This is a genomic window from Brucella sp. NBRC 113783 (genome assembly GCF_040372265.1).
GTDB classification, from domain to species: Bacteria; Pseudomonadota; Alphaproteobacteria; order Rhizobiales; family Rhizobiaceae; genus Brucella; species Brucella teleogrylli.
In genome coordinates, this window is record NZ_BAABRX010000004.1 from 173,531 (window position 1) to 192,933 (window position 19,403).

The window sequence follows — 19,403 nt, forward strand, 5'->3', positions numbered from 1 at the left end:
AAACAAATGCTTAGACCCTACTTTGCAGTCCGGGCCATGCGCCCACCCCACAGATTTCCCCACAGATTGGCGCTTTGCCATGCGGTTGCGCTTGCAGCGGTTCTGGCCTCGACGGCAAGTGCCGGTGCATCAGCTTGCCTTACGGCTCGGCAGAATATCTGCGTTATTGACGGCGACACGCTGTCCATGGACGGCGAGCGAATCAGGATCGCAAATATTGATGCTCCAGAAATCGGGCACCCGAAATGTGATGCTGAAAAACGTCTTGGCCTAGTTGCCAAACGGAGGCTCGCCGCGTTGTTGAGTAGAGGGACGATTGAATTAACACGCGGCGATCCCGGCAGCGGGCGTCTGATCGACAGATATGGACGCACGCTGGGTGTTATAGCCGTAGACGGCATCGACGTCGGTGACACACTGGTCGATGAGTTACTCGCGCGCCCGTGGGGAGGGAAGCGTCGCAACTGGTGTGATTGAGCTAGGGCTAAAATCTATGGAAGATTCGCCACAGCCGGTTCTTTTTGGTCCATGATGATCACCTCGGAAACGGGCTTACCTTCGCCACCGGCTATCGTGTAAGTCAGCGGCACATCGCAGATTCGGAACGCACCGAATATCTCGCGTACTTCCGGCCTGTCGTTTAACGATAAGATGAACCGCCCTTTGATCGTTTGCAGTCGAGCAGCGATCCGGTCGAAGTCCGGGCGCGAAAACAGTTCCTTGCCGTAGTCTGTCTCGCAGCCGTAATATGGCGGATCGAGGTAGAACAGCGTGGAAGGGGTATCGTATCGATCGATGAAACTATCCCACGGCAACCGCTCGATCACGACGCCAGCAAGGCGTTCATGTACATCTTCAAGCACAGGCCCCAGCCGGTTGATGTTAAACCGGGCCGGGCCGGTCGTATCGACACCGAACGTTCGTCCTCTGATTTTCCCGCCAAATGCCAGGCGCTGGAGATAGAGAAAACGCGCTGCGCGCTCCAAATCGGTCAAAGTGTCGGGGTCGGAGGATGACAATCGTTCGAATTCCTTCCGCGAAGTGATTTGGAATTTCATCGTCTCCATTAATTGCGGATAATGGCGCTGGAGAATCCGAAACAATGTCACCACGTCGCCGGAAATATCGTTGATCGCTTCAGCCTTGGGAATGAGGCGCCGACGGAAGAAGACGCCACCCATGCCGACGAACGGCTCGGCATAAAGATTGTGTGGGATTTGTTCGATAATCGAGGCGAGCCGCTGCGCGAGTTGCCTTTTGCCGCCCAGATAACTTGCCGGCGGCGAAACCGGTTGAACGGCTGTGAACGAAAAACCTTCTTGCATTTTTATTAACCTGTTGAGGCCAGTATCCGCCCGCCCGCAAGGGTCGGGGTGTGGCATTTGACCTACCGTCATGCCGGGCGGAACTGGACGCCAATCAAGCCCGCCGCTTTTCGGTGTTTGGGCACCGATAGCCGCCCCGGTCGGAGCGGATTTTCCACAACCGACAAATGCCGATTGACTCTGTTTCAAAATGAGAACATTTTAGGAACATACTCCCACTGAGAGGAATATGTTCCTGAGTGCCCCTGTACTCGGGCGCGGTTCCGCGCATTCTGATTTTGGAGCGTGTCTTGCGCCTTCCTGAGACTATCGAGCGTCTGTACCTCGACTTCGACGGCTTTTTCGCGAGCGTCGAACAGCAATGCGACCGCCGCCTACGCGGTCGGCCAATCGGCGTTGTTCCCTTCGAAGGGACAGACCGCACGGCAGTCATCGCCTGCTCAAAAGAGGCGAAGGATTTCGGCGTAAAAAACGTTATGCCGATCAAGGAAGCGAAACGGCTCTGCCCAGACCTTATCCTGGTCCCCCAGAAACCCGACCTTTACAGGCGCGCTCATAACGCGCTGCTCTGCGAGATCGAGACCGTCATCGCCATCGACACGGCGAAGAGCATCGATGAACTGACGTGCGTGCTGGACGACAGCGGCAAGCGAGATCCTGAGCTACTGGCAGCACGAATCAAAGCAGCGATTTCGGAGAACATCGGCCCCTTCATCACCTGCTCGATCGGGTTCGCGGCCAACAGGCAGCTGGCGAAAATCGCCTGCAAAGCAGGGAAGGAAGAGACAAAGCGCCGAGGCGCTTACGGAAACGGCCTCGCCATTTGGTGGCCAGCGATCATGCCGGACCCGCTGTTCCGCGTCGAGCTGGAGGACATACCCGGCGTTGGATCCAATATGGCGAAGCGGCTTTATCGCAATGGCGTGTTCACAACGACACAGCTTTACGCCCTGCAGCCGAAACACATGCGCAAGATCTGGAACAGCGTCAACGGTGAGCGACTATGGTATGCCCTGCACGGCTACGATATCCAGGCGCCCGCACAGCAGCGGGGCATGTTCGGTCATGGCCGTGTTCTGCCGCCGGAAGCCCGCTCGATGACAGGCGCTTATGAAATATCCCGATTGCTGCTGACCAAAGCTGCCCGTCGCCTTCGCCGCGAAAACTTCTATGCAGCAGGCCTGTGGCTTTGGCTGTCTGTGCGCGATGGCTCATGGTTCGGCAAGCACTATCTGCCGGTCGTGAACGATGATCAGGCTATTTTGTCAGCGCTGCGCTTGCTCTGGCAGCGCGTGCGAGACGATCATCCACGAGGCATAACTATCTTCCGGGTCGGCGTGACGCTCTATGATCTGTCACCAGCTGGCGAGCGGCAGATGGACATGCTGAATAATGACGATGCCGTGCGCCAGAAATGGGAAAAGGCAAACAACGCGGTCGATATGCTCAATATGAAATATTCCGGCACCATCGTCAGCATGGGCGAATGGAAGCCACCTGCAGGCGGCCATGTCGGTGGCAAGATCAGCTACACGCGCATCCCAAGTGCGGAAGATTTTTGGTGACGCTATGGGCAACTGGAAATCGACAATCAAGGTCCGCGATCTGGACGACGAGCAACGGCTCGAACTGACCTGCAAAAAATGCGGACGCGTGACCTATGCGACAAAACAGTTGCTCTGCGAGCGAACCGATCGTTCGCAGAAATATCTGGACGAGATCGAGGCGAAGGTCCGCTGCAAGGCGCGCGGCTGCAACGGCCATATGCGTATGGCGATGGTCAGACTTCAGGAAATGAGCGGGTTTGTCGGGGGACTGGCATGAGCGGATATAAGAGCGAAAAAGCCGTTGCAACCAAGGGCGGCAAGCTTTTTGAGCATTATTGTGATGCCAAGGGCTGCAAGGCTTGGGGCACGTACGGCTATATAACTAGACATGGCGACCTTTATTTCTGCCGCGAGCATAAGCAGGAAGGCGAAGAAGCACTTACTGGACACAACAAATAAGCGCCCTACCTAATTCCGAAGCATCTAAGGAGGATCGAATGTTCGGACCAAAACAACCAGGCGATTATCCAGATCGAGAAATCGATTGTCAGGAGGCCATTTCGCAGGGCCTCGCTGACCTTGTGGAGCAACAGGTTATTTCCGGCGCGACGGAAGCGGAAGCCACAGCGGCTCTTTCGGGCGCAAATGTTGTGGGCGTCCGAGAGCTTATTCAGGATGCGGTGGATGCCGGCTGGTCAGAAGAAGAAGCGGCTACAGCCATCCGCGTTGTATCAGAAGGCTTGCACCGCGGAGCGACGGGCACCGAGCTCGACGAATGATCAGCCTTTAAATGCAAAGGAACGGGGTAGGCTAACCAAATATCAGGGCTACGAGTTTCTTCCAGAATGAGGCCAATACCGCGCCAAATGTTGCCGCGAAAAAACTGACAAGCATAATGGCGCCCACACCCCTTTCCCTCCAGCGGTTGAAGTCGGCGACCGGTTCCTCGACCTTTTCCAGCCGTGTGTCGATGCTTTCGATCATCCGCTTAACGTCATCAAGCGCCCTGTCTGTTTTCTCCTGTTTTTCATACTGCTGCTTTCGATCTTGCCGCGCCTTTTCCTGATCCGAGATGATCAGGTCAAGTTTCCCCTCGATCCGTCCTATCGCTCGCTCCTGCCCAGCTTCTGTCATGGCTTCCACCCGCACAATCTCGCGCCCCGTTCATTATGAGCCAGCATTGCTGATACCTCCCGATCAGTCATAGCAGCCAGAGCGGCATAGGACGGCCGCAAAGGACTCGCGACCAAACAAAACGAGCCTTGCGGGCTGGCGCATGCCGAGAGCGCGCAGAGAGCGGCCAGTGCAATCACCTTGACCATTTTGACAGCCTTTCCCGGTTCGTCTCTGCGTCTCGGCCTGCAACCGCTGCGTCAATTTCGTCGGCAACGGATCGTGCGGCAGAGCTTTCATCGTTCTGCCGCGTCTTTTCTGCGCCCTTGCCGTCCGCCCGGCCCTTCAGGTACAGGCCGAGCGCCCCGGCGATGGCAAGGCCGATATAAGCCACCCATCCATTGGATGAGGAAATTAGCATGATGATTGCGTCAAGCATGATCGGCCTCGCCTACTTTATATCGAAGTGCGCGGGCCTTCTTATTGATCCGGTGGCGGTCGTACAGCCACCAGACAAACACGATGCCATTTACAATAACGCCGGTAAGCGCATCGGCAGAACCGCTATCCAGCCAACCGCGAGCAATAAGCATACCGCCGACCACCTGAAGGATTTGTCGAATAATTGGTATAAGTAGAGCGATATCCATTACTTGTCCTTCCCAAAGAACGAGAGAATGGCTTTCAACAAATCCGCCCAGAATCCGGTGGAAGCTGATGGGCTCGTGGATGTATCTGGAGAGATGGGAAGCTGCTCCTCTTGTTCCGGAGCCGTAGGAGGTGGCGACATGGCTACGCCTAGTGCTTTCACCTTGTCGAGCAGCGCTTCGACAGCCTCTGGCTTGATCAATGCCTTATTCAGTTCATCACCAGCATAATAAGTTTCGCCCCGCTGCACCTTACGATGCGCACCCTGTACGGCGATAAGGACCGGGAAAGATGCCCATTCTTGAGCAAGCCGTTTGCCGAATTCGGTGCGGCTGATCTTCCCAGCCATGAAGTCTTCATAACCCCGACGCTTCAGGAGATGGAAGGCGAGCCGATCCTGAAAATTCGGATCGAAAATCTGCGTTCCTTTTAGGCCAAGCTCCTTTGCCAGATCTTGAAGAGTGGCGCGCATGAACTGCGCTGCCCCGGCTGCAGAAGAGGCCGTCGCAAATCCCCAATTAGCTTTTACCCAAGCCTTGCTCGACCAGTTCTTTTGAGCGTCGATTAGATCGCCCAACGTCATTTGCGTTATAGGCTGGGCCAGACGATTCTGACGATTCCCGAAAATGATCTGATAACAATCGGGCGGCGCTTTTCCTGCATCGGTTCGATAAATGAAGTCGAGCAAAAGCGCTGCACCGGCGGGCACAGTTTTATCCATTTGATTTCCTTTGCATAAAAAAGCCGCCCTATGGCGGCTGGAGAGTCGTTGAAATGCGGTCTATCTATGCGTCAGTTGTAGGAACCGAGGTCGCGTTCCGTTGCTTGGGAGCTTGGCGACGAGGATGCGGGTTTTTTTCTTGTGTCCTTACCGGCTGTTCCGCCCGGCTGTTTAATTTCCAACGAGGTTGTCGAGCCACCATTACGACTTGCACGGTGTCGAACGGACGTAATTCGGTATTGGCCGTCGACTCCAGCCCGCGCCCCGGACAAGATGAACGTGCATTCGGCCTGCGCTTCAACCGTCAGATCCATCTCAACGCTTCCCTCGCCACCTTCCCGTTCCGCCTCACGTCTGCGAGCGTCACCGATTTCCCCAGCCTGATCTTCGTCAGCAGCCATTGATCGGACTACGTTAGTAGATTCAGGGGAATCCCGGTCGAGGTCGAATTCAACCTCTTTGCTTTTGAACGCCGCGCCCTTGCGGTCAAAAAACCGGACTCTCGCCTTAGTGAAGGTTCTCCGGCCCTTGAATGGGGCTATATCCCACGAAATTATGTTCTGGCCGACAACGCCCATGATGACTGGCAACGCTGCGCCCGTGGCGGATTTTCCTTCACCGCGGCGCGCCAAGACTGATTGCTCCCCCCTGAACTTGAAAGTTCCGCCAAGCTCTCGTGCGATCCGCTCACCAATGTGGGCATAGCTTTCGCCATCTGCCGCCCAATAATCGCGGTGGATATTCGCGAATTCTGGGGCCACCTTGATGCTTGTTATCCCTGCTCGCTTAGCGGCTTCTTCGAGAAATTCTTGCAGGGTCGCATCGTCTTTATGGAAGGTGAGGGGTTGCTTGATTTTACCACGGCTATCAAACCCCTTTGCGGTGACACGCAACGTACGCCCTCCACCGCGAGAACCAGAAGAGCGAGCGCTGTCGAGTGTGCCCTTGAACTTGGAAACCCCCTGCAGATAGATCTCGATCGCAGCACCATCGCGGGGCAACTCGATCTGCCCGCCATTGTCATCGAAGGTTAAAGAGCATGTGTCGGAGGATTTCCCCTCGTTATCTACGATTTCAACATCGATGAGGAACGGGCGCATTTTTGCTGTCATATCGATATTGTCGACCAGCACTTTCCATTCAACTTTCCAAGCCATGGCGCTATCCAAACAATGAGATAACTTCGCGAGACTGCCCCACATCCTCGGCGGGTAGGTCTGGCAGGATTACCTCCGTTCCCATCGGAATAGGGGCCCCTAAACGGCCTACACCAACATTCTGCGCCAAGGTGTTTTCCAACAAACTTCGACCTCGGACGCCATACGCTCGCCAAAGAAGGAGGTCGAGGGTAATACCCTCGCCTTTGACCGTAACCTTTTGCATTTGATTTCCCTCAAAACAGGCCGAAGAGCGAAAGCAAGCCGGAAATAACCTGTTGTCCGGCCCCTGAATCTGGCTGCACCCGGGTCATTGTGATGGTGTGTTTGACGACGAAACCAACACCACTCCGGGTCAGATCAGAGTGGCTTTCCGAAACGCTCGTGATTGCGTACCAACCCAACCGCGTTCCATCACCTCGATGAAGTGGAAAGCGGGTTCCGTTACGCCGCATTTCGTGAACTGTTTCCAGCTCCACCAGCCCGCCAATCTTAGCCGGCAGCAACTGACCTGAAAGCGTAACCTCATCATCACCCTCGCCGGTGAATTCTTTGCCGGGCGCAGCATTGATAAGCGGCTTTGTTGCAATCTCAGCGGAAGCGCTACGTTGCATTTCATCAATGCTGAAAGGACGGGTATCGATCGTAAGAGTTCCAAGCATGTAAAGCATCACGACACCGCATATTCCATGTCCGCCTGGATGCCGTCGCTTTCCATGCGGAACCGCCTTTCGATTTCTGAAATGACACGTTGTGCAAGCGTCTGTTCGTCCATGCCTGGCGCGGCATGGACGTGCAGTTGACCGATCCGGAACCCACCGCCATTATTGCCGAACGGAGCCCTGCCACCATTAGGAATGATTGTGCCAGATCGATCTGCAGTAAAAAGCTCAGGTCCTTTTTCGCCGACGAGATAGGTTCTTCCGCCAACGACGGGACCGCCAGACGCCCTTGCTCCCGATAGCGCGGGAATGCCCTGCGCCCATGTAGGAACGTTTGGGTTAGACGGTAAACCACCGCCACCCCTTGCCGTTATTTTGAGTGCATCGCTATTCGTAAAGCTGGCGACCGCGTTCTTTAATTGCACCGCTTTTTCGTAAGCTGACTGAAACAAGCCGATGATGGTGCTGATGCCTGATGCGACGGAGTTAACGCCGGATGCTACAGCACCGCCGATCACTTCGCCCCATGCTCGCCAATCGGCGGTCGATGCCCGGAGTGGCCCGACAAGTCCCGAAATACTATCCCAAAGGCGCTTTGCAAGATCGACGACCGGTTGCAGGATAGGTTGTACGGGCGCAAGGCCGGCGCGGAAGCCTTCCCCTATACCCGACATCAATTCCTTGATGCCCTGCCAATTGTTGTAGATCCATGTGCCCGCCATCGCGATGCCGACAACTATGGCGCCGATCCCGCTGCCGATCAGTGCGAATTTGAGGGCGCGGAAGGCAACGGAAACAAGTCGCAAAGGGTTAAGCAAGCCGATCAGTGAGCGCCCCATGATCGAAAGTGCGGCTCCGTTTCCGGCAATTGAAGCTGCTGCAACATACCCGACGATGGCCGTTCGCAATGCGCGAAACGCTGCCGCGACCGGCGCGAATACTAGGGAAAGCCCCGCCAGAACACCGCGGAAAACCTTGAGCGACAAGATAGCACTCGATATCAATCCGCCTCGCAACCACAATAGGCTGAATTGCGCAGCGATCGCTGCAATTCGCAAGCCAACGAGTGCCGCCGATGTCGCGACTATGGCGACCGTCAATTTCGGGTGGGCCTCCGCAAATTCGGCCATTCTGTTGACGATAGGCACAATAACATCTGCGAGACTGTTCATGGCAGGAAGCAGAGCCGAACCTATGGATAGCGCTATGTTCTCCATTGATATACGGAAGCGCTTTGCTGCTGCGGCGCTCGTTTTGAGGCGTCGCTCGTAGTCCTGTTGGACCACGCCCTGCGCCTTCATCGCGCTCTCGCGAATACGCCGATATTCTTCGATATTCTGGATCAGTGGCCGCAAGCCTTGCTGGACTTGCGCATCCTGAAACAGATCGCCAAGCTTACCGAGGTCGCCTTTTAGAGTTCTGTTGGTGATTTCAGCAATTGCCTCGATCGGCGTGAGCCCGGCTTTAGCCGCCTTCTTCATCTCCTTCTCAAGATTGACACCCATTTTCTGGAACGACTTGCGGGTGAGTGGAGCGTTGATCTTTTGGAGTACATTCGAGAGGTTAGTAGCCGCTGATGAACTGTCTCCAGTACCCTTCCGCACGATTTGAAGCGCCGCCGACAGATCCGCTACGGCGGGGACACCTTTCTGCCCAAGCGCCTGATAACCTGCACCGAGCATCGGGAAGTACTTCGCCATATCCTTTAGTTCGAAAGCGCCATCCTTACCTGCTTGCGCCATTGCATCGAGCGCGCCTGAAAGCTGGCTGGCAGGCACTCTCAAATTGCTGAGCGCGGCATACCCGGCCTGAGACAGGTCCGCTATTTCTGCATTATATGCTGTCGCTGTTCTGCCTATTGCGGGCAACATCCCGAGTGCGTCCTCACGGTTCGCACCCATGCCCGCCAGAACATCCATGCCATCTGCCATTGCGGAGGCCGATTGGTAGGTATCACGCGCAACCTGCCTAATTTCTCTCCCGAGCTGGGGGAGGGTAGAAATCGGAGCCTCAATTTTCTGTGCGATGTCTTCGAGCTTGGTTTCGAATTCAGTCGCAGCCTCGACGGGTGCTTTAAGCGCCCGAAAGAGGCCATAAGCCACGACCGTTGCTTCCGCCATGCGCCCGCGCATTTCATCGAGGCGCCGGTTATTATTCGCCTGCACGTTCTGCAGACGGGACAGCGTCCCAGCTATGGCACGCGACGGCGCTGTCACGCGATCAAGCAAGCTCAAAATCAGCGTGGAAGTTACTGTACCCATCGTGGCACCTTATCGAACTGGTTGCTTATTCTCAGACCTCACAACACGAGCAAGGCTGCCCGAATAATCGAGCAGCTTGTCAATGTCCCATTCTTCGATCTGGTCTACAGGAGTGTGCAGATTCCGTGCGACAGACGTTAGGACGTCTCGCCAAGCGACGGTGCGATCACCGGACTGAGCTTGGCGGTCGCGGACTTTCCCATAAGAGGGGCAATCCTCTCCCCGATGGCTTCCATGTCTTCGACATCGAGTTCCTTAATCAGTTCGACATCAACACTGGCGAGCGCGGCAAAGAGCAGATATCCCGCGAGGACTTCGCTCTCGACGCCTTCAGCAACAAGAGCGTCTTTCGCTTTCATGCGGCGAAACGTGAGTTCCCTTACTTCACCGCCTTTGTAGGACACGGGGTATTCGAGTGGGACGGTTACAGAAGTGACCTTGGCCATTTTTCAATCCAGTTTAACAGGGGTTATGCACCAAGGGCGGTGCGAACATCGGCAAAACGGTCCACGCCGCCGGTGCGCAGGATGCGCTCCCAGAAGTCGACATAGAAAAGCTCTTCGCCGTTAAGGGTGAATTCATAGTGGGTGACTTCCTTGAAGGCGTGGTTGCAGCCCATAAAGTCTTCGGGGGAGCCTTCATCCGGTGTCCACTCGGTGATTGCACCTTCGATAATGGCCCGTGATGGAACGAGCTTTCCGGTTTTCTTATCCTTGGCCGCGCCTGCAAATATCCAACGGCTGACTTCGCCAAGATCTCGGAAAATATCGGTATCGAAACCCTTGACCTCCATGGCCGGTTCCGGCGCCTCAATACGGGTTTGAGAGAAGTCGACACTCATCACACCGCCACCTGGGTTGTGGGTCGAGGTAATGAATTTCAATGGCGGGATTGTGAGTTTGGAAACGAGATTGGCACGGGACGAGCCAGCCTCTTCGGCGCGGCGAACATCGACAGCCACCATCTGGTAAAGCGTTTGCATAGGGTTCCCTTTCGGAAATCAGGAATTGTTGGACATCAGGCGAGGGAATTCAGACGGGCAACGATTTCAGCAACGAGCCCTTCGACGGCTGGCCGATAGCGGCGCACTTCATGATTGGCGAGTTTGAATGCTGGTGCTGGCTCGATACCGATGTTGACAGTGAGGTGCCCGAGGCGAATTTGTTCGGGGCTGTTCTTCTCAGGAACGAACTTCACTTCAGAGCCAAGGATATCGTCATCAATCTTGTGGTCACGGAGCATGAACCTCAGCGAATTGAGCCAAGCTTCTGCCGAATCTGCAGTGATTTTCGGTCCGAGGAATTGTCGGGTAATCTGCGCCATTTTTACCGTGAGATAGTCAGCGCCACGAACCTGGTGGATTTGCTTCCAAAGGTCGCCGGTTTCGGTGTTGTCCGTACCGATGAATACGAAGCCGCCGTCTGCAATCGCCCCGTCAACGCCGGTTTCACCGCGCGCAACGATGGAGACATTGCTTTCGAGCAGCATCTGCCCTTCAGTAGAACCATCAAACAGTGAAAATGGAATGTTGCGCGAAAGTCCCGCCAGCCCCTGAATCGGCTGGTTCGCAATCGGATCGAACGGTCGACCTCTATGAGCGTTGTCTACGGCCGCAAAAAGACCAGCAACGCGTGGCCCCATCGGACGCGTCACGAGATTGGTACCCTCGAAAACGCGGGCAGCCACACCGATAGGCATAAGGCGTTGCGAGTTCATGGTCTCTCGGGCTGAGATCGCCGCTTCCTTGCTGGTATCATCGACATCCACGGGGGCAACAGCCAGGAGCCGCTCACATGCTGCAGGCAATGCCGCGATGACAGGATTCACTGTATTTTCATCGGGGCGCCACGCAGTTCGCCCAGCCCACACAATGCGAGGGGTTGCGTTGACCGCTGATGGTATGTGCGCAACTTCTCCCAGTGCTGCAGCAATCGCTGCGGCAGTAGCTGCCGGGGTCTCCCCCTCAGTGACGCGTATAACGGTAACGTCGGCTCCGGAGTTCAATCCAGAGACCTGAGCATTGATGCCCCGGACAGCATCGGCCAGGTACCCCGTGCCGATATCCGCAAGCGCAGCACTGTCACTTGTGGAAATACGAACGGGATCGCCTATCGGATAAGATGAGTCAGAGGCATCTGCGGAGGTTTCGATCAAGAGAATTTTGGAGAAATCCGCACCAAGAACAGGCAACGGTTCATCATTAGGACGTGTAAAAGTCATGCCGAAAGTCGGTGCCGACATCGGTTTTTCTCCTATGAGTATGCCCATTGGTTAGGGCCGAATGTTGAGAATGAAAAAGCCCGGCGTAAGGGCCGGGCTCGGTGGTATTTGTACGCCGCTGTTAAGCGGTACGCCGTCAAAATATTTCGGAACGTTTCCAAATGGCTCGTGCATGTGATAAGGGCGAGCTACTTGGGCAATTGACGAATTTTATTCCGATTGGGGGAACTATGCGGACTTTGCGCGCCGCCTCAAACTATTTGCGCTCCTTTTTGAAAAGTGACGAACATTACGAGGCATATAATCCCCGTGCGGGCATGGCCGATTGGTCAACTTTTTCTCGCTGGCTGATAATCGGCTCTTGCGGGTCAGTTGCGGCCATCTTTCTTGCTGTTGTCGTACTAAATCCTTTCGGCAATTTTCCGATAACACGGTTCTCACAAGTCTTCGCTGACAACAATCAACGGTATTCCTATCCGTCGATCGCCCGATCCGGTCGGCACCAATCCGCAATTTTCGGCACATCTTCGTCGCGTCTGCTTACGCCGCAGGACTTAGAAAATGAGTTTGGCGGTAGGTTTGCAAACCTGTCGATGGACGCTGCTACCGCGTGGGAACAGACGCAAATTGCTCGTTTATTCTTGCGGCAAGTAGAGAAGCCGGAAACTGTTATTCTGTCGCTCGACTGGATGGTTTGGTGCAACCAAGCGGCAGACGAACAACGCGTGACTTTCCGGCTCTTTCCGAAGTCTTTCTATGACGAAAACCCTTTCAACGATTTCGCCGATATTCTCAATCTTGAGCTTTGGGACGCCCTTCGCAAATCAGTGAAAGTCGCGACAGGATCGCGCCAACCCTACCAAGACGCGGACGGCTTCGGCGACTTTACACCGGGTGAAGATAACTACGACGCGGAGCGCGCTTCCTACCATATTCACGAGAAGCCCTTACCGCAGCCGGACTTGACGCCACTAACGCCCGAAGAATTGGCAAATCTAAAATTCCCTGCACTCGACTGGCTTGCCGAAACCCTTTCCGAAATTCCGAGTGACACAAAGACGTTAATCGTTCGGATGCCTGTCAATGCTACGGCGCTTGCCGTGCCCGGAACACGAAACGCACAAGCTGAAAAAGAATGCTTTCGCCGGACTAAGGAGTTAGCCAAGTCGCGGGGTGTTCCGATATTCGACATGGCCTTTGCTTCGCCATTTACGACCAACGACCTCAACTATTGGGACCCGATGCATTATCGCCTTCCGTTAGGGCCGCAAATCGTTAGGGCGATCGGTCAGGCTTACCGCGACGGAAAATCGACGGACATACTTCACGTTACGGCGGCGCGGAACTAACCATATGCTATTCCAGACACAGCTATTCCTCCTGATCTTCCTCCCGTTGACGCTCGCCTTTTACTTCTTGGCTGCGCGCAAAACGGAAGTTCGTATTGGCGTCTTGATCGTAGCGTCGCTGATTTTTTACGGTTGGTGGGACGCTCGTTTCGTTCCGCTTTTGCTCGGCCAAGCCGTTCTCACTTGGACCTGCGCGGAGATTTATTTCCGCATCAAACTGCGCGCGTTGCTCTGGATTGGCATAGCCATAAACCTCGCTGTGCTCTGCCTGTTCAAGTACTCTGATTTCCTTATCGCCAACGTTGAAGCCGTTATCGGCTTCACGTTACCACATTCGTCGTGGGTTCTGCCGATAGGCATATCGTTCTTTACGTTCGAATTGGTTTCCTATCTCGCAGACCAGATGCGCGGGCATCAGAAGCACTATCGGTTCAGCCGATTTATGCTGTTTGTCCTTTTCTTCCCCCGCCTTATCGCCGGGCCTATCGTTCGACACGATGAAATCGTAGAGCAATTCGAGAAAGACCCGCTAAGACAGGGAGCAGATGAAAGGCTCGGACGCGGCTTTGTTCTGCTCACGCTTGGCCTTGCAAAAAAGCTTCTGATCGCCGACCCGCTGGCGACCATTGCCGATCCGATGTTCGCGGCGTCAGCAATAGCGCCGCAACCCCTTTTTGATAGTTGGATGGGCGTTCTGGCCTTCACGCTGCAATTGTATTTCGACTTCTCGGCCTATACCGACATGGCGATAGGTATGTCGCTAATGATGGGCTTGCGGCTTCCGATCAATTTCAACGTACCTTACCGCGCCACTTCGCTTCGGGATTTCTGGCGACGCTGGCACATGACGCTTTCGCGATATATCCGCGATTATCTTTATATCCCCTTGGGCGGCTCAAGAGCCGGACAGGCGAGATTTGTCTTTGCCACACTTGTTTCAATGACACTTTGCGGCCTATGGCACGGCGCGGGTTGGACCTTCGTAGTGTGGGGAGCAATGCACGGCGTCGGCTTGATCGTCTGCCGATACTGGCAAGGAAGATCATTCCAGATGCCAGCAGTAGTGGGCTGGCTGCTGACGATGCTTTTTGTCATGGCCGGTTGGGTACTATTTCGTTCGCCTGATTTCACGACCGCAATTTCGGTGTTTAGCGGGCTTGCGGGTTCGGGCGGTCTAGGCGGTTTCGATAAAGCTGACTGGATAATCGCTGCCGGTGCCATCGCCGCAGTTGTCGGGCCTACAAGCCTTGCCTTTGTAGAACGCTTTTTGCTGCCTTGGCGGTCAGGAGCGGTCTTGTGGGTTGGCCTTTGGGTTTACTGCCTGATGGTTATCGGTGGCGAAAATCCAGTCAGTTTTATTTATTTTCAATTCTGACGGTCTTTCGCGTTCAAAGCGGCGGGGCCAACAATTCGCGACTGCGTTCCACCCCAAATAACTGCGTAGCGATTTGTTCAAGCAAGGGCCAAAGCTCGTGATCAGAACGAAAAGTGTTTGCAGTTTCGAAGATTTTGCGGGTGCGAAACGACTGCGTTGCCATAACGCCATTGACTTGCTCCGCTTCGTTGTCGGTCATGCGTTCCCAAAGAGTGACAGAGGGAATGATGACCACAACAGGTTCCGGCTCTGGCTCAATAATCGCCGCCCCATTCCACAACTTGCCGTAGACAGTGCCGCCGTGTCCGCGAGTATATCCATAATCACTATCAATGCCGATTAGATGACCGGCGAGTTGACACGCTTGGAAGTCGGTTTCCATGGAGTAAATGCGGCTATTGTCGTCAATGGCGATATAAAATGGGTGCGGGAACTGCTTTGCCAGATCAAACCAGTCCACCCCGTCGCTGTCGCGGAAGATTAGCACCGGCAACTCGCGAGGTTCGTTGAAAACAGCCTCCCCGTCCTCATCAATCCCTATCTGGATCGATGGGACGGTGACAATTTTCTCGCTAGAGGTGAATTTGCCGAAGTCTTTCATTACCAACCTCCTAATGCACGCCAGCCAGCGTTCGGGATGTACATCTGGGGCTGTCTCAACCCCACATCTGCGACCGCAACGCCAGCACGTTTGGTGACGTGTGTGACAACGTACCCGGACGACCCCCCGCCTCCAGAAGTGCCGCCCCCATCAAGCAGTACTTCCTGCGTGATATATCCAGCGAAACGATGATCAGTTACGCGCCAGTTAAGCTGGTCTTGTACTGTGGCCAGCGTCCATCCACCTGGACCCAGCCTATCAGCATATGTTGCGCCATCAGCCCAATTTGCGCCGCCATTTGCTCGGCCCGATATGCTCATTGGCCACGTTGCGCCGAATGTAGTGTTGTCGACATGGAGTTGGATGGATCCGGCATTCCAGCCAATATGTACCGTACTTCCTGAAAAGCCCTGCCGGACAGGGGTGAAGCCCAAAGCTTTCTCATAAAACGGGTCCAAATATGCTTTGATCCACGCTTTGATGTTGCCCCACGTCCAGCGCCGCAGAGTAGATGTGCCAGACAGCACGCCCGTCAAGGTATCACCGTCCGCGATACTGCTTCCGCCGTTGGCACCCGCTACGGCAGCGCCAACCGTTTCGGTGGTCGTAAGCCCCGGCAGTTGCGCGGATGGAACCTTACCCGTGCTATCCAGCGAAGCGACGCCGTTGGCGACGCCTTTATCCACGGTGCCAAGAGCGTCAAGGTTTACTCGCCCTTGCGCCTTTTGCGCGAGGCTGAAACCATTTGCAGCGTCGACCCGAACGCGAAGGCCAAGAGCGTTGCTCATAGTCGTTGCGAAGTTCGGATCGTTGTCGAGAGCGTCGGCAAGTTCCTTCAGGGTGTCGAGCGCAGCGCCAGAGCCGTTGACGAGATCGTCTTTCAACTTCTGAATTGCTGTTGCGATCTCGTCTGCCGTCATCCCGTCAGCGATGCCGTAACCGGCAAGCGTGGTGGGCTTGCCGGTCAGGCTGTCGAAGGCATGGGTATGGGCAAGGAACGCCGTTTCGAACGCCTTGAGTTGGATATCAATGGCGCTGATTGTCGTGGCAACTCGCCCTATTTCGACAATCTGAATACCGTAGGGGCTTGGCAAGTCCCACTGGTAACTTGACGATTTTGCCATCTGTTACACCTTTGACAATATCATGCGCAGAGCAGCTATTTCCGGACGCGCTGCTGGCGTGCCGGAAATCGTGATTTTCGTACGCGCGTCCAGATTTTCCGCCGGATAGGCGGGGCGGGTAAAAGTTTGCTCGACGACGCCGTCACCAAGCGGGACGGCGCTCGAAACGGACACCGGGACATAGTTCCCCGGCACCCCAATTTCGACGACCGCCGCGGAACCGGCGGGCAGGAAGGCGTCAAACGTCGTCAGCACGTTGCTGACGTCGGTGGCGTCGATCGCGCGAGAGACGTAATCACCGGTCGGCTGTAGCTCGCCCTCGACGATTTGCACGTCGGGGAAAACAAACGGCGTCACGAATTCCGTTCCCTTGAGCACCGCCTCGACGAGAATGTCCTCGTTTTGAATGTACTCGTCGAAGCGTATCGTCTGCGATGGAGCGGAGACAATGACTTCGTTTCGCGCCAACCGCGTAAGGCGGATGTTCACGTCGACCGAAGGATCGGGGATTTCGACGCCAACCCGAACAATGACGTCCGACATTTTGGTCGTCTTAAACGTTCCGATCGTGATCGCCTTTTCGACAGGGGCAAACTCGCAGTCGATCAATTGGAACCACAAGTCGGCGTCGTTGTGTGCCGTCCACGTCGAAGCGTTCGACGAGGATAAGAGCACGCCAATCGTGAACGGCTGTTCGGTGATTATCGCGTTCGTATCCATGTCGATTTCACCGATCTTCGCCACGAAAAGCGAATGCTCGGCGTCGTCGGTCAGCGCAACGAACGCATACTCGCGACCAGCTTCCAAGTAGACCGGATAGCGGAAGCGGGCATCAAACGTTGCCCCCTTTACCAAGTCTCCGCCCGGCACGAAGGCTTCGGCGAGAACGACTTCGGTGGGCATACCGACTTCAACCGTTCGAACCTGTACGGCGATCGCATTTGAGGGATCGCCAACCTCCGCACACATCAACCGAATGGCACTGAGGCAACGTGGTCGATCTCGCGTGAAGGTTTGCGCCAACGGATCGATACGTCCGGAACTTGTGGTTCCGCCGTTTACGTTCGTGACGTTGTTAATCACGGTCGTATTGTTGATAACCGTATTGTTCACGATCGGGGCGGGCATGCTTTCCGTCGTCGTTTGCAGAGACGAGGCGAGGCGATATTCCTCGACAGTGATCTCGCCGCGCCCGACATAGGTGCATGCCGCGATGGTGCCGACCGAGCCTTCAAACCGGGCGGTTTTCGATCCGGTGGTTACATTGGCGGGGATCGTGAACTTGCCGGTTATAACGCCAAGCTCGTCGGCGGGGCCGTTCGTCGTTGGAACGACGGTAAGGCCGTCAAACTCCAACTTTGCAAGCGTTTCCGTTCGGATAAAGCCTTCCAATCGGAAATTGACGTCCCGTTGCCGAAGGAACTGCGCCGCGACAACTGTCTCGCCGATTTTCTCGACCTGCTGTTCAAGCGAAATCCCACTAATATACTCGCCTTCATTCGCAGAGAATTCTTGCGTTTCAGGCGACGTCCATACGGTTTGCTTGTCCGTCCAGATATCGGTTGAAGGCTCAAGGCTTGCTCGCCCTGGCATCGGTGTGAAGGTCTGATACGGGTTGATCTTCATTTCGGCGCTGCGGCGCGTCTGCGAGAGGCCGATCTTTTCCGTAAAGTCCAAGAACCGAATGCCGGTGAATGCCGGAAACTCGCGGAGTGTGGGTTTGATCGGCAACGAAAGCTTGCCCCCAAAAACCGCACCGGTTTGAGCGATGCCCTGATCTCGCATTGCGTCATTGTTGAAGTTGTCAACAAAGACACCACGCTTTGCGCCCACGCTGCGGGCGGTAACATCGTTCTTCAAACGCTCCTGCGCGACAAGATCGTATATGTCGAGCACCATCGTTCGAAGGTCGAGAATTTCCTCGTAAGGAACATTCCGCAGGCCAGAAGGCGTAATTTTTGGCTTCTGCCCCCAATCGTTTTCGACGACCGCAAGCACAATCATAGTTGACGGCACCACGGGACGACGCGGTCGGGAAACCGCCGAGACGCCCTTCAAGTATTCGATCCCGCCGGACGTATCCATGCAAATGGCGTCGAGACGCGGGAGCTTGTACGAATAATCGAGAAGGACGTTTGTATCCTTGGCCGCTCCGGAAACCGTTATGGTTTCTCGCGTCACCCCATCAGGGAGCACGTTCTCATTGTAGCGGTATTTGACCGTGTACGAGCTTCCCGGTGCCGGTTCGGCTCCGGACGGCGACCAGTCAATTTGGCCTTGCGAGAGCAACCAGCTTGCAGGGGAGGTATAGAGAGTGCTGCCCTGTTTAATTTCGAGGATCGCCGTTACCGAAGGATGCTGCAACGGGTCAACCGCTCCGCTGAAAGGCCCATGAACAACCGTTTCGGTCACTTCCTTTTCGACCAGAACGCGATTGACCGACTGAATTGGTACCTTCGAAACGGTAAAAGTTTGTGTGCCGCCGGTCGCGACCGTGAAAGCGTGCGGTTCGGCGTCGACATTGCGCAAGTCCGGAACTTCTTCGACAAAATGCCGAATGGATTGTTGCCGCGTGATACGGCGACCATTCACATAGGCCACGCCTTCGGAAATTGAATAGACTTGCCTACCGTCTGCGCCGGGGCCGAGTGCCGTCACCTGAAAACCGGTATTGACGAACGAACCGTTGCTCTCACGCGAATAGTTTTCCAAGCTTTTGTAAATCTCGGAAAAATCGGTGTTCGTTGCCGTTGTCAGGATGACGCCGTCGCGCACCTGAAAGACAAATTGCAATGGCCGATCGTCGCCGTCCTGCGAGTGACCCCACGTAACGACGATTTCAACCCGGCATGGTCCTTCTTCCATATAGGCTTCGGTACCGGGGATGGAGCCTTTCAAGTCGCTAAGAACAACGTCGCTTATCAGCGTCATGGTGGACCGAACACCGATCGTCAGGTCGCCGGTATTCGGCAGAATGAATTCTGCGGCTTCAACGTCATGGACAAGCCCGTCAATATAAATCGGACACGCCGGGAGACGCACAAGATTGTGGTCGTCGTCAACGACCTCGACGACTGGCGTTTGACCGTCCGTGATGCGGCCTGACTGCAAAATGTAATCGCCGACGCGCCGAACCTGATCGGCGTGTCTAGACTGCATTTCGTTAAGGTCAGGCGACTGCAAGTAAAGGCCTTGTCCGTCGCGGCCCAAGTTCTGGAAAGCGATCGCATGCTGACGACGCTTGCGATCGTACCGGTCTTGGAAACCGGGCCGATTGATGATGCTCGACATGGAACCTCG

Annotated in this window: 22 protein-coding genes; 7 read left to right on the plus strand and 15 right to left on the minus strand. The window is 55.3% G+C overall.

All coding sequences use genetic code 11. The features are described from left to right. The first annotated feature begins 6 nt into the window (after window positions 1–6). Window positions 7–477 carry a thermonuclease family protein gene (locus ABWW11_RS15090; RefSeq protein ID WP_319081244.1) on the plus strand — a complete coding sequence of 157 codons (471 nt, stop codon included), beginning with the start codon at window positions 7–9 and terminating at the stop codon, window positions 475–477. A gap of 14 nt (window positions 478–491) precedes the next feature. On the opposite strand, the gene ABWW11_RS15095 is transcribed toward ABWW11_RS15090, so the two are convergent. Continuing rightward, window positions 492–1,325, minus strand: coding sequence for a DNA adenine methylase (locus ABWW11_RS15095; protein WP_319081245.1), 834 nt, complete (start codon window positions 1,323–1,325; stop codon window positions 492–494). Between the two features lie 239 nt (window positions 1,326–1,564). Here ABWW11_RS15095 and ABWW11_RS15100 point away from each other — a divergent pair, with 239 nt between their 5' ends. The 4 genes from ABWW11_RS15100 to ABWW11_RS15115 are packed head-to-tail and all read left to right on the plus strand — an operon-like array spanning window position 1,565 to window position 3,651. Further along, window positions 1,565–2,890, plus strand: coding sequence for a Y-family DNA polymerase (locus tag ABWW11_RS15100; RefSeq protein WP_353410748.1), 1,326 nt, complete (start codon window positions 1,565–1,567; stop codon window positions 2,888–2,890). A 4-nt stretch (window positions 2,891–2,894) separates the two neighbouring features. Further along, a complete protein-coding gene (locus tag ABWW11_RS15105; RefSeq protein ID WP_319080858.1) occupies window positions 2,895–3,149 on the plus strand; it encodes a hypothetical protein in 255 nt (84 codons plus the stop codon). Then, the gene (locus ABWW11_RS15110; protein WP_319080857.1) at window positions 3,146–3,331 is read left to right on the plus strand and encodes a hypothetical protein; all 186 of its coding nucleotides are present in this window, start codon (window positions 3,146–3,148) and stop codon (window positions 3,329–3,331) included. The genes ABWW11_RS15105 and ABWW11_RS15110 overlap by 4 nt, the downstream gene beginning before the upstream one ends. Before the next feature lie 38 nt (window positions 3,332–3,369). Continuing rightward, window positions 3,370–3,651, plus strand: a complete 282-nt coding sequence (locus ABWW11_RS15115) for a hypothetical protein (protein ID WP_319080856.1) — start codon at window positions 3,370–3,372, stop codon at window positions 3,649–3,651. 31 nt (window positions 3,652–3,682) lie between these two features. Here the strand turns inward: ABWW11_RS15115 and ABWW11_RS15120 are convergent, their stop codons facing one another. The 11 genes from ABWW11_RS15120 to ABWW11_RS15170 all read right to left on the minus strand — a co-directional run bounded on the left by ABWW11_RS15120 (window position 3,683) and on the right by ABWW11_RS15170 (window position 11,675). Next, window positions 3,683–4,006 carry a hypothetical protein gene (locus ABWW11_RS15120; protein ID WP_319080855.1) on the minus strand — a complete coding sequence of 108 codons (324 nt, stop codon included), beginning with the start codon at window positions 4,004–4,006 and terminating at the stop codon, window positions 3,683–3,685. A gap of 175 nt (window positions 4,007–4,181) precedes the next feature. Further along, window positions 4,182–4,424 carry a hypothetical protein gene (locus ABWW11_RS15125; protein ID WP_319080854.1) on the minus strand — a complete coding sequence of 81 codons (243 nt, stop codon included), beginning with the start codon at window positions 4,422–4,424 and terminating at the stop codon, window positions 4,182–4,184. Then, complete coding sequence (locus ABWW11_RS15130; protein WP_283736254.1) at window positions 4,417–4,635, minus strand: Pam3-gp28 family putative phage holin; 219 nt, start codon at window positions 4,633–4,635, stop codon at window positions 4,417–4,419. Before ABWW11_RS15130 ends, ABWW11_RS15125 begins: the two co-directional genes overlap by 8 nt. After that, window positions 4,635–5,354: a lysozyme family protein gene (locus ABWW11_RS15135; RefSeq protein WP_319080853.1), complete on the minus strand. Its 720-nt coding sequence runs from the start codon at window positions 5,352–5,354 to the stop codon at window positions 4,635–4,637. Before ABWW11_RS15135 ends, ABWW11_RS15130 begins: the two co-directional genes overlap by 1 nt. 71 nt (window positions 5,355–5,425) lie before the next feature. After that, window positions 5,426–6,511, minus strand: coding sequence for a phage late control D family protein (locus ABWW11_RS15140; protein WP_319080852.1), 1,086 nt, complete (start codon window positions 6,509–6,511; stop codon window positions 5,426–5,428). Between the two features lie 4 nt (window positions 6,512–6,515). Then, complete coding sequence (locus ABWW11_RS15145) at window positions 6,516–6,737, minus strand: tail protein X (protein ID WP_319080851.1); 222 nt, start codon at window positions 6,735–6,737, stop codon at window positions 6,516–6,518. Window positions 6,738–6,747: 10 nt separating this feature from the next. Then, window positions 6,748–7,182: a phage tail protein gene (locus tag ABWW11_RS15150; RefSeq protein WP_319080850.1), complete on the minus strand. Its 435-nt coding sequence runs from the start codon at window positions 7,180–7,182 to the stop codon at window positions 6,748–6,750. Then, complete coding sequence (locus ABWW11_RS15155; RefSeq protein WP_319080849.1) at window positions 7,182–9,434, minus strand: phage tail tape measure protein; 2,253 nt, start codon at window positions 9,432–9,434, stop codon at window positions 7,182–7,184. Before ABWW11_RS15155 ends, ABWW11_RS15150 begins: the two co-directional genes overlap by 1 nt. A 137-nt stretch (window positions 9,435–9,571) precedes the next feature. Then, window positions 9,572–9,880: a phage tail assembly protein gene (locus ABWW11_RS15160; protein ID WP_319080848.1), complete on the minus strand. Its 309-nt coding sequence runs from the start codon at window positions 9,878–9,880 to the stop codon at window positions 9,572–9,574. Window positions 9,881–9,903: 23 nt separating this feature from the next. Beyond that, the gene (locus tag ABWW11_RS15165) at window positions 9,904–10,416 is read right to left on the minus strand and encodes a phage major tail tube protein (protein WP_319080847.1); all 513 of its coding nucleotides are present in this window, start codon (window positions 10,414–10,416) and stop codon (window positions 9,904–9,906) included. A gap of 35 nt (window positions 10,417–10,451) precedes the next feature. Then, window positions 10,452–11,675, minus strand: coding sequence for a phage tail protein (locus ABWW11_RS15170; protein WP_319080846.1), 1,224 nt, complete (start codon window positions 11,673–11,675; stop codon window positions 10,452–10,454). Between the two features lie 140 nt (window positions 11,676–11,815). On the opposite strand from ABWW11_RS15170, the gene ABWW11_RS15175 reads away from it, so the two are divergent. After that, window positions 11,816–13,003, plus strand: a complete 1,188-nt coding sequence (locus tag ABWW11_RS15175) for a hypothetical protein (protein ID WP_319080845.1) — start codon at window positions 11,816–11,818, stop codon at window positions 13,001–13,003. A 4-nt stretch (window positions 13,004–13,007) separates the two neighbouring features. Then, window positions 13,008–14,378, plus strand: a complete 1,371-nt coding sequence (locus ABWW11_RS15180; RefSeq protein ID WP_319080844.1) for an MBOAT family O-acyltransferase — start codon at window positions 13,008–13,010, stop codon at window positions 14,376–14,378. Between the two features lie 13 nt (window positions 14,379–14,391). Here the strand turns inward: ABWW11_RS15180 and ABWW11_RS15185 are convergent, their stop codons facing one another. From ABWW11_RS15185 to ABWW11_RS15195, 3 genes are read right to left on the minus strand one after another with little or no spacing between them, the layout of a single operon-like run. Continuing rightward, window positions 14,392–14,979, minus strand: coding sequence for a hypothetical protein (locus ABWW11_RS15185; RefSeq protein ID WP_319080843.1), 588 nt, complete (start codon window positions 14,977–14,979; stop codon window positions 14,392–14,394). Then, window positions 14,979–16,103: a hypothetical protein gene (locus ABWW11_RS15190; RefSeq protein WP_319080842.1), complete on the minus strand. Its 1,125-nt coding sequence runs from the start codon at window positions 16,101–16,103 to the stop codon at window positions 14,979–14,981. Before ABWW11_RS15190 ends, ABWW11_RS15185 begins: the two co-directional genes overlap by 1 nt. A gap of 3 nt (window positions 16,104–16,106) precedes the next feature. Continuing rightward, on the minus strand, window positions 16,107–19,394 hold the full coding sequence (locus ABWW11_RS15195; protein ID WP_319080841.1) for a DUF4815 domain-containing protein: 3,288 nt from the start codon (window positions 19,392–19,394) through the stop codon (window positions 16,107–16,109). Between the last annotated feature and the right edge of the window lie 9 nt (window positions 19,395–19,403).